The following is a 14,170-nucleotide window of genomic DNA, read 5'->3' as shown; positions in this document are numbered from 1 at the left end:
TAGCATATCGCATCCCGTGAGGCAAATACTTGCGCTTGTCTCACTTAGTGTGATAAGTCGCCGATATTGTCTCGCGGATCGACAGACCGGCACAAGCCGGTGGCGCGCGACGAAGGGAGAGAGAGATGAAAGCGACACGCGGACTGCATCTGCTGCTGGCCAGCGCCGGCCTGGCCATCGCCTCGGGCGCTGCGGCTCAGGAAGCCCCCGCCCCCACCGACACCGATGCGGCGCAGGGCGGCATCGAGGATATCGTCGTCACCGCGCGCCGCACCAGCGAAGCCGCGCAGACCATCCCGATCGCGATCACCGCCTTTGGCGCCCAGCAACTCGCCGACGCCAATGTCGAGGGCATCGCCGACATCGCGAAGCAGACCCCGAACTTCTTCGTCCAGACCTCGAGCGCCGACCCGACCGGCGTGCTGCTCACCATCCGCGGCCAGTCGCAGCAGGATTCGATCCTGACCATCGAATCGCCGATCGGCGTCTATGTTGACGGCGTCAACTACATCCGCTCGTCGAACCTCGAAACCGCGCTGTTCGACACCGAACGCGTCGAGGTGCTGCGCGGTCCGCAGGGGACGTTGTTCGGCAAGAACACCACCGGCGGCGCGATCAACATCACGACGCGCCAGCCCGATTTGTCCGGCGTCGGCGGCTATGTGCAGGCCAGCGGCGCGACCCACGACCGCTATGACGTCGGCGCCGTCTTCAACCTGCCCGTCGTCACCGACAAGCTCGGCCTGCGCCTCGTCGGGCGCTGGACCGATTATGGCGCGCTCGGGGTCAACGGGCTCGGCAATGGCATCGGCGGGCGCGAGCAGGTCGCGTTCCGCGCCAACACGCTCTTCACCCCGAATGACAGGGTGACCTGGGCGATCTCCGCCGACTATACCCGCACCCGGGGCGACGGCCCGGTCAGCAAGCTCGCCTTCGTCAGCCCCTTCCCCAGCCCCGCGCCGGGCACCCCCAACCCCGCCCCGGCATTGATCGACATCGCGATCGGCCAGGGCATCCTCAATCCGGCGCTGCTCGCCGATCCGGTCGCCAACGGCGCCGCGATCGGCGCCGCGCTGGCCCAGGCGCAGGCCCTGTTCGCGGGCCTCGTCGACCGGCGCGGTTTCTATGACAATGACGCAACCGGCCTCCAGGGCGTTTACGCCCGAACCTATGGCGTCAGCTCGAACCTGGCGGTCGAGCTGACGCCAGATTTGTCCTTCCGTTCGATTTCGGGCGCGCGCTGGCTGAAACGCTGGCTCGACGTCGATCTCGACGCCTCGCCTTTCCCGCTGCTCGAAGCGAGCCTCGCCAGCCGCGCCAAGAATCTCAGCCAGGAATTCCAGTTCAGCGGCCATGTCGGCCAGAGCCTCGACTGGATCGTCGGCGCCTATGTCAACGAGGAAACCGGCCGCGATTTCTCCCGCGCCACCGCGCTCGGCACGATCAACCCGACCAATCCCAACATCACCGACGGCTTCGTCAAGAACAGCAGCTGGGCGGTTTTCGGTCAGTTCAACTATGATGTGACCGACACAATCCGCTTCACCGGCGGGCTGCGCTGGACCGAGGAGAGCAAGCAATTGCGCTCGTTCAACCGCTCGTCGGGCGGCGCGGTGTGCAACATCCCGCCGGCGCTGCAACTCGGCGGCACCTGCCAGGCGCTCTTCAAGGACGGCTTTTCGGATTACAGCTATCTGGCCAGCGTCGACTGGACGCCGCAGAGCGGCCTGCTTTTCTATGCCCGCACCGCGCGCAGCTTCAAGGGCGGCGGGCAGAATTTGCGCGGCACCGGCACCGCCGACAGCTTCGCCGCCTTCGCGCCCGAGGTCGTCACCGATTATGAAGTCGGGACCAAGGCCGACCTGCTCGACCGCCGGCTGCGCATCAACGCCGCGATCTTCCAGGCCAATTACAGCGACATCCAGCGCACCATCGTCCAGGCCGCCCCCGGCGGCGCGATCGTCAGCCTGGTCACCAACGCGGCGCGCGCGCGCATCCGCGGCGGCGAGCTCGAGGTCACCGCGATCCCGGTGGAGGGGCTGACCTTGTCGGGAAGCGTCGGGGTCAATGACGCCAAATATCTCGACTTCACCGACGTCACCGGCGACCGCTCCGGCGAACCTTTCCAATTCCCGAAATACAGCTATCGCCTCGGCGCGACCTATACGGCGCCGCTCGATTTCGGCGACCTCAGGCTCAGCGTCGACTGGACCTGGCGCAGCAGGACCCAACTCGTCGGCTCGGCGATCTACCGCGACAGCCTGACCCAGCCCGCCTACGGCCTGCTCGGCGCGCGCGCCTCGCTCGATATCGACAGCATCCACAGCCAGGTCGCGGTCTTCGCGACCAACCTGACCAATCGGCGCTATGCGGTGTCAGCGGTGCAGTTCGACAATAGCTTGGGCTTCAACAGCCTCTACGCGGGCGAACCGCGCGTGATCGGGGTGCAATTGACGACGAAGTTCGGCGGGGAGTGAGCGTTACCGGGCAACGGTGGCCGCTGGCAACGGCCCCACCTACCCGCTTTGGGGCGGGAGCGGACGTTTTGTGAAGGCCTCCCCTCCCGCAAGCGGGAGGGGCAGCGAGACTTACGAACTTGTTCGTTAGTCGCAGCGGGGTGGGCCATCGCGACGTCGCCTGCTCGCTACGCTCGCGCCCACCCCCGCCCCCTCCCGCCTGCGGGAGGGGAGCCAAGCGGTCGCAATCGGCCGCTTTGAGGCGCCCGTCGTCCGAGGGGAAAGGCAGACCTAAAAAATCCCTTTCAACAAATTCGCCGGATTCTTCCGCAGCGCCGCTTCCTCGCTCGCCATATATTGGAAGATGCCCTTCAGCGCCTGCTGCGTCACCGACCGCGTCAGCCCGTCATGCGTCAGCCCCGCCGACGCGAGCAGCTTATTGCCTTTCGACAGATCGTCGAGCTGGCGAAAGGCGCCGACATTCTGGAGCGCCGATCCGACGAGCGGCGACACTTTGCCGAACAGCACATCGCCCGCGCTCGTCTGCAGATAGCGCGTCGCGCCATCCTTCTTGCTCACCAGCGCCGGCGCGTCGCTCCAGCGCAGATTGTCGATCGCGGCGCGGAAAACCGGCTTCGCCTCGCCTGCCGCCTTGCCGCCCGCGTCGTTCAGGCTTTTCGTCAAATTGGTCGTCAGGCCCAGCTTGTCGCCCATGCCGAACAGCTTCGACGCCATTTTCCCGCCCGCCCCCGGCAACAGGATGCGCACCGCCTTGTCGGCATAAAAGGCCCCCGGCTGCGCCAATTTGTCGAGCGCCCCGTCGGAGGCGCTGCCGATCAGCGACTTCACGCCGCCCGTCGGTGTTTTCGCCAGCAGCGTCGGCGCCGCCGCGAGCGCCAGCATCCCGGCGGCACCCGCCAGCACCATTCGCCGCTGTATTTCGGTCTCATCCCACTCCATGATGCGCTCCTGCTCTGGCCTGTCTGCGGCGATGGCGCGATCGTAGCAGCAAAGCCGAGGCGACCAAAGCGCGATGGAGGTGAGAATAGTGTCGGCAAACGACCGAAACATGACGTCTCTGTCATCGTCACCCCGGACTTGATCCGGGGTCCCGCTTGGCAGCGAAGAAAGCAAGGAGCGGGATCCCGGGTCAAGCCCGGGATGACGAGTGGCAGCAAGCGACCGAAACGCGACCTTCATAGCATCGTCATCCTGAACTTGTTTCAGGATCCATGGTCTGCCGTTTCCTTAAACGCAGCGCCGGACGAGAGCTCGGGCCATGGATGCTGAAACAAGTTCAGCATGACGAAGATTAAAAGGCCGCTCCCGACCCCAAAGCCGACCTCAAGCCGCCATGCGCAACCGGTTCCGGCCCTCGCGCTTGGCGGTATACAGCGCCTCGTCGGCGCGCTGGAGCAATTCCTCGACCGCTGTCTCGCCGGCATAGACCGCCACGCCGATACTGACCGTTGCGGCCGGACCGTCGTCATCGGCGCGGCCGTTCGCGGCCTCGATCGCCTGGCGGACGCGCTCGGCGACCATTTCCGCCGCCTGCGCGCTCGACCGCTGGAACACGCAGACGAATTCCTCGCCGCCGAAGCGCCCGACCATATCCTCTTCGCGCAGCGACGCCTTCGCGCGCCGTGCGACGCGGCGGATCACCGCGTCGCCGATGCCATGCCCATGGGCGTCGTTGATCCGCTTGAAATGATCGATGTCGAAGATCGCGACCGCCAGCGGCGCGCCATTTTCGCGCGCGCCGACCAGCGCGCGTTCGAGGAAGGCGAGCGTGTGGCGGCGGTTCGGCAGGCCGGTCAGCGCGTCGGTGTTCGCCGCCGCCTCGGCATCGCTGCGCGCGGCTTCGAGCATCCGGGCGTTCTCGACGGTTTCGGTCACGTCCTGGATCGTGCCGAAAATGCCGACCGGGCGGCCGCCACGGCCATATTCGATCGACCCGTGCGACGAAATGTCGCGTACTTCGTCATCGGCGCGGATGATCTGCCCCTGATATTCGAACGCGGCGCCGCTCGCGACCGCCCGTTCGATCGTTGCGCGCATCCGCGCCGCATCCTCGGGCATATACAGGTCGATGCTGCTCTGCACCGTCATCGGCGTGCCGGGTTCGACGCCGTGGATGCGATACGCCTGATCGGACCACTGGATCGTCCAGCGGACCAGGTCGACGCGCCAATGGCCGACGAGCGCCGCCGCCTCGGCCTGGAGCAGCAAATGGTTGCTCTGTTCCAGCCTTTTGGCGAGCCGCTGCCGCCCGACGAGCAGCGCCGCCAGCGGCAGCGCGCAGCCGAGCAGGGTCAGAAGGTAGAATTGCAGGAAGAGCACGACAATCTCGGGGCGCGTGTCCATGCCCGCGATCGGCCCCAGCCCCCTGCTCGTCGTCCAGGCGGTGATGATCGCGACGATCAGCACGCTCGCCCCCGCGCCGAACGGCCCCAGCCGATACGCCGCGACCACCACTGCGACACAGGGGATGAAGGTGACGGGATAGCCCGATTGCGAGAAACAGATGGCGGTCAGGCCCGCGGCGATCGTCAGCACGACCGTCGCTTCGATGATCGTCGCGCGGTTGGTGTGGCGCAGCAGCCCCGATTCGGCGAGCCGCGCGAGCATCACCACCGGCGGGGCGATGATCAGCATGCCGAGCGCGACGGTGGTCATCCACGACCGGAAGAATTCGAAACTGCCGCCGGTCAGCAGTGCCGCAATCCCGGCGCTGGCGATGCTGGCGGTGAGGGCGGCAAAACAGAAATTGACCACCGACCGTGTCGCCATGAAGGTCGGGATCCCACGCTCGTGACGGCTGACCAGCCAGAGCGCGACCAGGCCTTCGACCGCGTTGGCGACGGTGAAGGCGGCGGCCATCCACGCCGGGGTTGCCGCGAGCAGGTTCGCCGAAAAACTCGCCACCGCCATGCCGATCATGCCGCCGACGCGCGATCGCGCGGGCATCAGCAGCAACATGGCGAGCAGATATCCGCTCGGCGGCCATATCGCGGCGATATTGTCGGCGCCTTTGGTCGCATAGAGGGACAGGCTGGCGAGCAGGAAATAGCCCAGCGCCGTCAAAAGGGACCAGAAGAGCGTCTCGACCTTGGGGGGTAGCGGCCGCTTCATAAGGCCAGATTGGCGGATAATGGCAAAGAAACCACTAACATAAGCCGCGATCACCCCGATTTGCGGCAAAACGGGTTCGCCCGCTGGGCAGTCAGTCGACGCCGCCGAAGGTCAGCCCGACGACTTTCTCGACCATCGCCTCGTCCCAATCGACGCGGCGGTCGAGAACCAGCATCGCGACGCCATGGACCAGCGCCCAGGCGTGGAGCGCGGCGATATCGGGGTCGGTGACGCCGGGAAGCGCCTCGCCGACGCCGGCGCGAAGCAGGTTATAGGCAACATCGCCGCCGTCGCTGCCCTCATCCCGATACCGTTCGGGCATCTGGCGCGTGAAGCTGAGCCGGAACAGGGCGGGCTCGTCATGCGCGAAACGGACATAGGCGATACCGATCGCCTTGAACCCCGCGCGGCCGCCGCCGGCCTTGAGCCAGGCCTGCGCCTGCAGCGCGCCGAGCCGCCGCAGCCCTTCGTCCGCCAGCGCGTCGAGCAGCGCCTCCTTGTCGGGAAAATGGCGGTAAAGAGCGGTCGCGCTCACCCCGACGTCGCGCGCCAGCGCGCGCAGCCCGAGTTCGCCATCGTCGGTCTCCAGCCGTTTCAGGCCCGCCGCGATCACCGCTGCGCGCAGGTCGCCATGATGATAGGCCCCCGCCGCCTTCGCGCCGTCGCTTTTTATGTTGACACTGTTACCTTTGTTCGCCATTATGTTGTCACCGTAAACATTCCGACTCGTCCGCGCAACCCCGCCATCATGCTGCGCGGCACCTTCGCCAACTTCCGTAAGGAGCAAATTCATGGCCAGCAATGTCGAAACCCTGATCCGCGGCGCCGTCGTCAAAGGCATCGGCAAGCTCGCCGACTTCAACCGCAAGCGCCTCCCCCGCCCCACCGACGCCCACCCGTTCCTGACCGGCATCCACAAGCCGATGACCGAGGAATTCACGCTGGAGGAACTGCGCGTCGACGGCGAAATCCCCGCCGCGCTCACCGGCCGCTATCTGCGCAACGGCCCCAACCCCGCGATCGCCCCCGATCCCGCCAGCTATCACTGGTTCACCGGCGCCGGCATGGTGCACGGGATCCGCATCGAGAGCGGCAAGGCCGACTGGTACCGCAACCGCTGGGTGCGCGGCAGCGAGGCGTGCGAGGTGTTGGGCGAGGCGCTGCCTCCGGGGCCGCGCGAGGACCGCAACGACGCACCGAACACCAATGTCGTCGGCATGGCGGGCCGGACCTTCGCGATCGTCGAGGCGGGCGGCAAGCCGGTCGAGCTGGGCTATGAGCTGAACACGATCGCGCACAATCCCTTCGACGGCACGCTTTCCGGCGCCTACACCGCGCACCCCCACCACGACCCCTTCACCGACGAAACGCACGCGATCACCTATCGCGGCGACGAGCCGAACAAGGTCTGGCACGTCGTGCTCGACAAGGACGCCCGGGTGATCCGCGAACTCGCGATCCCGGTCAGCGACGGTCCGTCGATCCACGACTGCGCGATCACCGAAAACCATGTGCTCGTGCTCGACCTGCCCGTCACCTTCTCGATGAAGATGCTGCTCGCGGGCTATCGCTTCCCCTATGCCTGGAACGAAGCGCATCCGGCGCGGGTCGGCCTCCTCCCCAGGAAGGGCAGCGCCGACGACATCATCTGGGTTCCCGTCGAACCCTGCTATGTCTTCCACCCCGCCAACGCGTTCGAGACCGCCGACGGCAAGGTGATCGTCGACGTCGTCGCGCACGAAACGATGTTCGCCAGCTCGAAGCGCGGCCCCGACAGCGAAAAGTCGCGCATGGAACGCTGGACGATCGATCCGGTCGCCGGCACCACCATCCGCACCGTCATCCACGATCATGCGCAGGAATTCCCGCGCTATGACGAGCGGCTGACGACCAGGCCCTATCGCTATGTTTACAGCGTTGCCATTCCCGATGCGCAGTCGACCGAATGGGCGCTCGCCGAAACGCGGCTGTTCCGCCACGACCTCGACGCCGGGACGACCGGCGCGCATGATTTCGGCCCCGGCCGTCACCCCGGCGAGTTCGTCTTTGTCCCGCGTGGCGAACAGGGCGCCGAAGATGACGGCTGGCTGATCGGCCTGGTGGTCGACATGAACGACGAGACCACCGACCTCGTCATCCTCAACGCCGATGACTTTACCGGGTTACCGCAAGCTGTCGTTCACTTACCGCATCGGGTTCCCCCGGGGTTTCATGGCAATTGGGTCGCGGACTGACGGACGCGCGGCGCGCCATCAGCGCCTCGGTCACGCGGAGCGACCGGTCATTGTCGACGTCGATCGCGGTCGCCCCGTCGCTCACCAGCAGCGGAGCGACTTCGACGTTCAGATGGCGCGAAATGCGCCGGAAGATATGATGGATCGGACCAAGGCCGAAACGGAAGCGCAGCAGGTTGATCAAACCGAACGCCTGCATCACACGCACCGGTTTCTTGACGAACTGGCCGCCGCCGCGAAACGCCTCGGCGGCTGTCAGCGCGCCGCGATGGCCCATCCAATAGGCGTTGCAGTTCGACACTGCGACGTCCGAAAATTCATAGAAGCGCCGCTGGCCTTCGGGATGCACCGCCAGCACATCCTCGCGCCGCGCGAGTGCGACCCCGGCCTCAGCGCCGAGCCGCACCGCTTCGGCGCCGATCTCGGCGATCGTTGCGGGAGTCAGCAGGCAGTTGTCGGCGGTGGTGATCAACAGCGGAAATGGCGCAATCCCCGCGACCGCGAGGACCGAGTCGGCCAGATTGTCGGCGGCGGGCACGAATACCAGCCGGTCGCCGAGGCGGTCGACGACGATATCGCCCAGATCGTCGGCCAGCCCCTCATGGTGGCTCGACACGAAAATCTGCGCGGCATCGGTTTCGGCGGCGCTGGCGAGGACATGTGCGAGCATCGGACGCCCGGCGACCGGCACCAGACATTTGTCAGCGACGCCATGCGCCTCGGCGAGCGCGTCGACCGCGCCCGGGCGGCGCCCGGCAAGAATGAGGATCGAACCAAGGGTCATGCGGCAGCTCTCCGCGCGACGGCTGGCGCCAGTTGGCGCAACATGCTTTCGGCAACGATCGTCTCGATCAAATCGGCCTGGGTAAATCCCGCCGCCACCGCAGCGCGGCCGAAGACCTTTTCGGACCAGAGATTGCAGTTGAGATTGACCTCGAGCAATCGCACCTCGCCGCTGTCGAAATCGACGCGGAACTCGAAGCGCCCAAAATCGAAGGGGCGGAAAATTTCGGCCATCTGCGTCGTCATCGCGGCGATCCGCTCTCCGATCTCTGGCGCATCGAGCAATTTGAGGCTGTATTTGGCGCTACGATCGACGAGGTCGCGCTTCTCCTGATAGGTCCGCAGGTGCGTCGGGTCGGCCTGTTCGAAGATCATCATCGGCAGCATCGCCGGTTCGCCGTCCAGCGTGATGACCGGTACTTCGACATCGCTGCCCGCAAGGAACGGCTCGACGATGGCGTCATGGTCGAGCGCGTGAATTTCGGCGACCGCCTGCGCCAGTTCGACACGGTCGTGCGCGTCGCGGATGCCCCAGGAGGCCGAGCTGTTGTTCGGCTTGATCACCCAGCGCGGCGCCGGCGGACAGCGCGCCACGTCGACCGGCGCGCCGCGGCGGAACAGTGCCCAGGGCGCGGTCGGGATGCCGCGTGCGGCCGCCTCCAGCTTGGTCAGATGCTTGTCGTCGGACAGCCCGCGCACGATCGGCGACGCGCCGACATAAGGAAGCCCCATGCGGTTGCAGAGCAAGGGCGGCAGCATTTCACTGTTGAAGAAGCCACCCCGATTGAGCAGCGGAAAGACGAAATCGGCGTCGGGCCGGTCGAACAGCACGTCATAGCTATCGGCGATCAGCAGCGGCAGCCCGAGCCCCTCCAATATCTCGCGGATCTCGCGGTGATAGAGCGCGTGATTGCCGTCCTCGGGATGCAGCGCGCCGGTCCAGCGCGCATGTTTGGCGATGAAGAGCAACCGCTGTTGGCGGATGGCGTCGGTTAGCCGCGTGGGCTTCAGGGATGTGCTTCGCATGAGGCGTTTCGACCACAGCGAGGTTGCAGCGGCATGACCCTTTGGTGACGACGCTGCAACCAAAACGCCAAATCACTGTCATTTTCGGGCGGTAGACGGGAGCCTTCCCCACCCTTCCAAGGATCATGCCCCCGATGCTGTTCAACGCGATTGCCGCCGACGAACCCCGCCTTCCGCCCGCGAAGCGCTATGCGGCGCGGCTGGCGACCGTGCTCACCAGCGGCGGCGATGCGCGGATCCGCCCCGATGCCGATGGCCGCAACCAATATCATGCCAGCGTGCTGCCGTCGGATGCCCTCGCCTATGGATCGTCGACGATCAGCAGCATTTCCCGGCATGCGTTCGACACCCTGCTCGATCGTTGGCACCATGGGCTCGACCGTCCCGTCGCAGTCGACGATTATGCCGAAGCGCTGGCGATCCTGCGTTTCCAACTGACCGAAGCCTTTGGCACGGCCGACACGGCGGTGGTCTTTGCCGCATCGGGGACCGACCTCGAATATGTCGGCCTCGCCGCCGCGCACAACGGGCAGCCGATCACTGCGGTGCTGCTCGGCCGCGACGAGGTCGGCAGCGGCTGTGTCCATAGCGCCGCAGGCCGTTTCTTCGCCGAACAGACCGCGACCGGCGCGCGCGTCGTCGCGCAAACCGCGATCGATCCCGCCTTCGCCGGCACCGAGCTGATCGATGTCGCGGTGCGCGATGCGGCGGGACGGCCGCGCGCCTCGACCGCCGTCGTCGACGACCTTGCCGCCGCCGCGCAAGCCGCCATCGCACGCGGCCGCCGCCCGGTCCTCCACGTCGTCCATGGATCGAAATCGGGATTGACGCTGCCTGTCCTCGCCGATGTCGAACGACTGGCCAGGGCGTTCGGCGACGCAGTCACGATCGTCGTCGATGCCTGTCAGTTGCGCGTCGCGCCCGCCGCGATCCGGCGCTACCTCGCGCTCGGCTGCATCGTGCTGATGACCGGATCGAAATTCGCCGGCGGCCCGCCGTTCAGCGGCTTCGCGCTGGTCCCCGGCGCGGTGCGGGCGAAAGCCTTGCCGCTCCCGGCCGGTTTCCGCCGCGTCGCGACACGCGCCGAATGGCCCGCCGACTGGCCGGGAGCCCACATGTTGCCGGCCTCGGGCAATTACGGGCTGCTGCTGCGCCTGCAGGCGGCGATGATCGAGATCGAGCGCTTCGCCGCGCTGCCCGCCCCGCAGGTCGATCATATCGCCGCGCGCTTCAGCCATCATGTCGACCGGATGGTCGCACGGCTGGAGCTGCGCGACGTGCCGGGCGCCGGCGCGCCGACGCCGTGTCTCGCCGCAGCAACGCTGCGCACGCTCGACCTGTCGGGACGCTGGGCGAATTGCGATTTCGACGACGCGCGGGCGATCCACCGCCATATCGCGCGCCAGTCGCGCCAATGGCTGGGGCAGGAAATCCGGCTCGGCCAGCCCGTCCGCACCCACAGCCTGCCCGACGGCCGCGCGGCGGGGACGCTGCGCCTGTCGCTGTCGATGCCGATGATGGTCGACCTCGCGGGCCTCGACGACGCGGCGCTCGATGCACGGTTCGACCGCGACATGGGACTGGTCGGTGCGGCAATTTCAGCGGCCGCCGCAGCGATGGATTCACCCCGGCCCACTCAGCACGCCTGACCCTGTTTCCGACGCACAGCGGCGTCGAAACGAACCCGAATCCTCGCCGCGCCGTCCAGCGGCCACGGTTCATCGTGAAAAACGCCGGCATTTGGCAGCGGATTTTGCACGCCGCTCGTTGGCTCTTCACTATGACGAAGAAAATCCCCCTCTCCCGCCCCGCCACGTGCGCGATTGCCGCGTTCCTGGCTCTGTCCAGCCCCAGCGCCTTTGCGCAGGAAATCGCCGCGCCCGCAGCGGAACCGGTCGCCCCGCCGGTGATGGTGCCGCCGGTCGCGCCGACGACGGCCCCCGCACCGGTCGCCGCCCCGGCGCAGCCGGCCCCCGTCATCCAGGTCCCGCTCGAGATCGAACCGGCGCCCGTCCCGGTCGCAAAGGCCACGCCGCGCACCGCGCCGAAGACGGCAACGCGGGCCGCCGCAGCCCGCACCGCTGCCCCCGCACCGGTGGCGGCAGCCCCCGCCGCCGTTGCATCGACCGAGGTCATCCCGGCCGATGACGCAGCCAGCCCCCTGCCCGCCGAGAGCCTCGCTCCCGTTGCCGCCATGGTCGAGCCCGCGCCCGCGCCGATCACCGAGACCGCTGCGACGAACGAAAGCTTCCCTTGGGAACTCGCGGGCGGAGCCGCCGCGCTGCTGATCGTCGGCGGAGCGGGTCTTGCCTTTGCCCGTCGTCGTCGTTCGGGTGAGGACGAGGCGGAATCGGCGGTCGAATATGACACCGCCCCGGTCGCGCCGGCCATGGCTGGGCCCGCCCTCGCTCGCGAACCCGAACCGGTGCTCGCGGCTCAGCCCGCTTATGCGCTCCGCGAGGAACAGGTCTTTACGATCCCCGTCGCGCCTGTGCAGCGCTCGACGCCCGCCTTCGCCGCCGCGCCGAGCGGCAGCATGGGCCGCCATGAGGCGCTGGCGCTGGTCGGCCCGACCGCCGACAACCCCTTCCTGACGCTCAAGAAGCGTCTGAAGCGGGCGCGTTTCCATGATCGCAAGGAACGCCATGAATATGACGGCCTGATGGATCAGCCGCAGGTCGCCCGCCAGCCGGCGAGCGCGTGGGAGATCGCCAATCGACCCGAACCGGCGCTTGCCAAACAGACGTCGCGTCGTCCCGACCAGGCGCCGCTCTTTCCCGGCCGGCTTCGTCCCGGGTTCGCCGGCAGCTGATTAGCCGCCCGCGTTATCCGGAAACAGAAAAGGGCGGCGCCTCGCGGCACCGCCCTTTTCCTATTGCCTTGTCCCGGCCCGCACTCGGACCGGGAAATGACATTACTTGAGTTCGACGGTCGCGCCGGCAGCTTCGAGCTTCTTCTTCAGCTCTTCGGCTTCCGCCTTGCTCACGCCTTCCTTGATCGCCTTGGGAGCGCTTTCAACGAGCGCCTTGGCTTCGCCGAGGCCCAGGCCGGTGATCGCGCGGACTTCCTTGATCGCGTTGATCTTGTTGCCGCCGTCGCCGGTCAGGATGACGTCGAATTCGGTCTGCTCTTCAGCAGCCGGGCCGGCAGCGGCAGCGGCCGGAGCGGCAGCAACAGCAGCGGCAGCCGAAACGCCCCACTTTTCTTCGAGCATCTTCGACAGGTCAGCCGCTTCGAGGACGGTGAGGGTCGACAGTTCTTCAACGATCTTTGCAAGATCAGCCATGTTCATTCTCCATCAGAGCCGGGATATCCCGGCAGTAGTTTCAAGGTTTAATTCAAAATCACGCTGCGTCTTTGGCGGCATATGCGCCAAAAACCCGCGCCAACTGGCCCGCCGGAGCTGCGACAATCTGCGCAACCTTGGTAGCGGGAGCCTGCACCAGACCGATGATCTTGGCGCGCAGCTCGTCGAGCGAGGGAAGCGAAGCCAGCGCGGTAACGCCAGCCACGTCGAGCACCACGTCACCCATGCCACCACCAACGATTTCCAGCTTGGGGTTGGTCTTGGCAAATTCCACCGCGATTTTGGCAGCCGAGACCGGGTCGGTCGAGGTTGCCAGTGCGGTGGGACCGGTCAGCAGTTCGCCGATGCCGGTGTAGGACGTGCCGTCGAGCGCGATTTTGGCAAGACGGTTCTTCGTGACGCGAAAGTCGGCCCCGGCATCACGCATCTGCTGACGCAGCACCGTCGACTGAGCGACGGTCATGCCCAGGTTGCGGACGACCACAACCGAGGCAGCTGACGACAGGGTAGCGTTCAGCGAGGATACGGCTTCGGCCTTTTCCGTACGATCCATGCCTATACTCCACTCTTTGCCCGGAACCGCATGTCGGAACATGCGCCGCCGGGCGGCTAAAACACGCGAAAGCCAGACGCGAGCCAAGGCTCGCCTGTCTTTCACGCAACGATGTCCGATGGGGTCGGTCAAGCCGCATGCGCCTGTTGCCAGGCGGGCGACCGAAAAAGACTGTTCCCCGTCTCGGCTGGAAATTAAGCAGGGCATAGTCCCTGCACCAACTGTCTCGGACGGAATTGCCGCAGCCCCAAATCGCTTCGGAGCCCTGACAATGCGGGGCCGCCAATAGCGGCGCAGCCGGGGAAGTCAAGCCGGGATGCAAGGAAAAAGGCGGGATTTTGTGCCGCGACGGCATGGCAAACGGCACGACGGCGCATGACAGGCTGCAACGAATCTGATAGTTTATCGCCACTTGATGCACTTCCCCCCTTGCATCTCCGGGCACGAACAGGAGGGATCATTGGGTTTTTCGGACATGTTCGGCGGTCGAAAGGCCGCGCGAAGGCTGGCAGACGATCTCGACGCATTGCAGCAGATGCAGTTGAAGCATGGCGACAATACGCGCCTCGAGCTGGAACGCCGCGCCAGCGATCGCGGGCTGAACGGCCGCGATCGCCGCCATTGGCAGCGCCTGCTGACGCTCGCCTACGAAGACAATATCTAGCCCTCGTCACGCTTT

General features: G+C 66.5%; 12 protein-coding genes. 5 read left to right on the top strand and 7 right to left on the bottom strand.

Going from position 1 to position 14,170, the window contains the following annotated elements; all coding sequences use genetic code 11:
• The first annotated feature begins 125 nt into the window (after positions 1-125).
• Positions 126-2,477: a TonB-dependent receptor gene (locus tag ACREB7_RS13405; protein ID WP_431592775.1), complete on the top strand. Its 2,352-nt coding sequence runs from the start codon at positions 126-128 to the stop codon at positions 2,475-2,477.
• A 270-nt stretch (positions 2,478-2,747) separates the two neighbouring features.
• Here ACREB7_RS13405 and ACREB7_RS13400 read toward each other — a convergent pair whose 3' ends face one another.
• From ACREB7_RS13400 to ACREB7_RS13390, 3 genes are all read right to left on the bottom strand, one after another.
• A complete protein-coding gene (locus tag ACREB7_RS13400) occupies positions 2,748-3,416 on the bottom strand; it encodes a DUF4197 domain-containing protein (RefSeq protein ID WP_431592774.1) in 669 nt (222 codons plus the stop codon).
• Between the two features lie 384 nt (positions 3,417-3,800).
• On the bottom strand, positions 3,801-5,588 hold the full coding sequence (locus tag ACREB7_RS13395; protein ID WP_431592773.1) for a diguanylate cyclase: 1,788 nt from the start codon (positions 5,586-5,588) through the stop codon (positions 3,801-3,803).
• Between the two features lie 91 nt (positions 5,589-5,679).
• Complete coding sequence (locus ACREB7_RS13390) at positions 5,680-6,288, bottom strand: TetR/AcrR family transcriptional regulator (RefSeq protein ID WP_431592772.1); 609 nt, start codon at positions 6,286-6,288, stop codon at positions 5,680-5,682.
• A gap of 91 nt (positions 6,289-6,379) precedes the next feature.
• Between ACREB7_RS13390 and ACREB7_RS13385 the strand changes: the two genes are divergently transcribed.
• Entirely contained in the window at positions 6,380-7,822 is a 1,443-nt protein-coding gene (locus ACREB7_RS13385; protein WP_431592771.1) for a carotenoid oxygenase family protein, read from the top strand.
• Here ACREB7_RS13385 and ACREB7_RS13380 read toward each other — a convergent pair.
• Both ACREB7_RS13380 and ACREB7_RS13375 read right to left on the bottom strand, forming a co-directional pair.
• Positions 7,743-8,606, bottom strand: coding sequence for an NTP transferase domain-containing protein (locus ACREB7_RS13380; RefSeq protein WP_431592770.1), 864 nt, complete (start codon positions 8,604-8,606; stop codon positions 7,743-7,745). The genes ACREB7_RS13385 and ACREB7_RS13380 overlap by 80 nt on opposite strands.
• Positions 8,603-9,631, bottom strand: coding sequence for a D-alanine--D-alanine ligase family protein (locus tag ACREB7_RS13375; protein WP_431592769.1), 1,029 nt, complete (start codon positions 9,629-9,631; stop codon positions 8,603-8,605). The genes ACREB7_RS13380 and ACREB7_RS13375 overlap by 4 nt, the downstream gene beginning before the upstream one ends.
• A 134-nt stretch (positions 9,632-9,765) precedes the next feature.
• Here ACREB7_RS13375 and ACREB7_RS13370 point away from each other — a divergent pair, with 134 nt between their 5' ends.
• Together ACREB7_RS13370 and ACREB7_RS13365 are read left to right on the top strand one after the other, a co-directional pair.
• A complete protein-coding gene (locus tag ACREB7_RS13370) occupies positions 9,766-11,280 on the top strand; it encodes a hypothetical protein (RefSeq protein WP_431592768.1) in 1,515 nt (504 codons plus the stop codon).
• A gap of 131 nt (positions 11,281-11,411) precedes the next feature.
• Positions 11,412-12,443 (top strand): hypothetical protein, encoded by a 1,032-nt coding sequence (locus tag ACREB7_RS13365; protein WP_431592767.1) that lies wholly within the window; start codon positions 11,412-11,414, stop codon positions 12,441-12,443.
• 102 nt (positions 12,444-12,545) lie between these two features.
• Here ACREB7_RS13365 and rplL read toward each other — a convergent pair whose 3' ends face one another.
• Both rplL and rplJ read right to left on the bottom strand, forming a co-directional pair.
• The gene (gene rplL / locus ACREB7_RS13360; protein WP_077145543.1) at positions 12,546-12,917 is read right to left on the bottom strand and encodes a 50S ribosomal protein L7/L12; all 372 of its coding nucleotides are present in this window, start codon (positions 12,915-12,917) and stop codon (positions 12,546-12,548) included.
• 58 nt (positions 12,918-12,975) lie between these two features.
• Complete coding sequence (rplJ, locus tag ACREB7_RS13355; protein ID WP_431592766.1) at positions 12,976-13,491, bottom strand: 50S ribosomal protein L10; 516 nt, start codon at positions 13,489-13,491, stop codon at positions 12,976-12,978.
• A gap of 460 nt (positions 13,492-13,951) precedes the next feature.
• Here rplJ and ACREB7_RS13350 point away from each other — a divergent pair, with 460 nt between their 5' ends.
• Entirely contained in the window at positions 13,952-14,155 is a 204-nt protein-coding gene (locus ACREB7_RS13350) for a hypothetical protein (protein WP_431592765.1), read from the top strand.
• The last annotated feature ends 15 nt before the right edge of the window (positions 14,156-14,170 follow it).

The sequence above is a fragment of the Sphingopyxis sp. genome (assembly GCF_050725615.1).
Taxonomy (GTDB): Bacteria; Pseudomonadota; Alphaproteobacteria; order Sphingomonadales; family Sphingomonadaceae; genus Sphingopyxis.
This window is presented reverse-complemented; position numbering and strand designations above follow the sequence as displayed.

What these genes read in the sequence shown, in the direction of transcription:
- ACREB7_RS13370 (WP_431592768.1), top strand. Translation starts at nt 9,766, where the DNA reads ATGCTGTTCAACGCGATTGCCGCCGACGAACCCCGCCTTCCGCCCGCG.
- ACREB7_RS13395 (WP_431592773.1), bottom strand. Translation starts at nt 5,588, where the DNA reads ATGAAGCGGCCGCTACCCCCCAAGGTCGAGACGCTCTTCTGGTCCCTT.
- ACREB7_RS13400 (WP_431592774.1), bottom strand. Translation starts at nt 3,416, where the DNA reads ATGGAGTGGGATGAGACCGAAATACAGCGGCGAATGGTGCTGGCGGGT.
- ACREB7_RS13405 (WP_431592775.1), top strand. Translation starts at nt 126, where the DNA reads ATGAAAGCGACACGCGGACTGCATCTGCTGCTGGCCAGCGCCGGCCTG.
- ACREB7_RS13390 (WP_431592772.1), bottom strand. Translation starts at nt 6,288, where the DNA reads ATGGCGAACAAAGGTAACAGTGTCAACATAAAAAGCGACGGCGCGAAG.
- ACREB7_RS13380 (WP_431592770.1), bottom strand. Translation starts at nt 8,606, where the DNA reads ATGACCCTTGGTTCGATCCTCATTCTTGCCGGGCGCCGCCCGGGCGCG.
- ACREB7_RS13375 (WP_431592769.1), bottom strand. Translation starts at nt 9,631, where the DNA reads ATGCGAAGCACATCCCTGAAGCCCACGCGGCTAACCGACGCCATCCGC.
- rplL (WP_077145543.1), bottom strand. Translation starts at nt 12,917, where the DNA reads ATGGCTGATCTTGCAAAGATCGTTGAAGAACTGTCGACCCTCACCGTC.
- ACREB7_RS13365 (WP_431592767.1), top strand. Translation starts at nt 11,412, where the DNA reads ATGACGAAGAAAATCCCCCTCTCCCGCCCCGCCACGTGCGCGATTGCC.
- ACREB7_RS13385 (WP_431592771.1), top strand. Translation starts at nt 6,380, where the DNA reads ATGGCCAGCAATGTCGAAACCCTGATCCGCGGCGCCGTCGTCAAAGGC.
- rplJ (WP_431592766.1), bottom strand. Translation starts at nt 13,491, where the DNA reads ATGGATCGTACGGAAAAGGCCGAAGCCGTATCCTCGCTGAACGCTACC.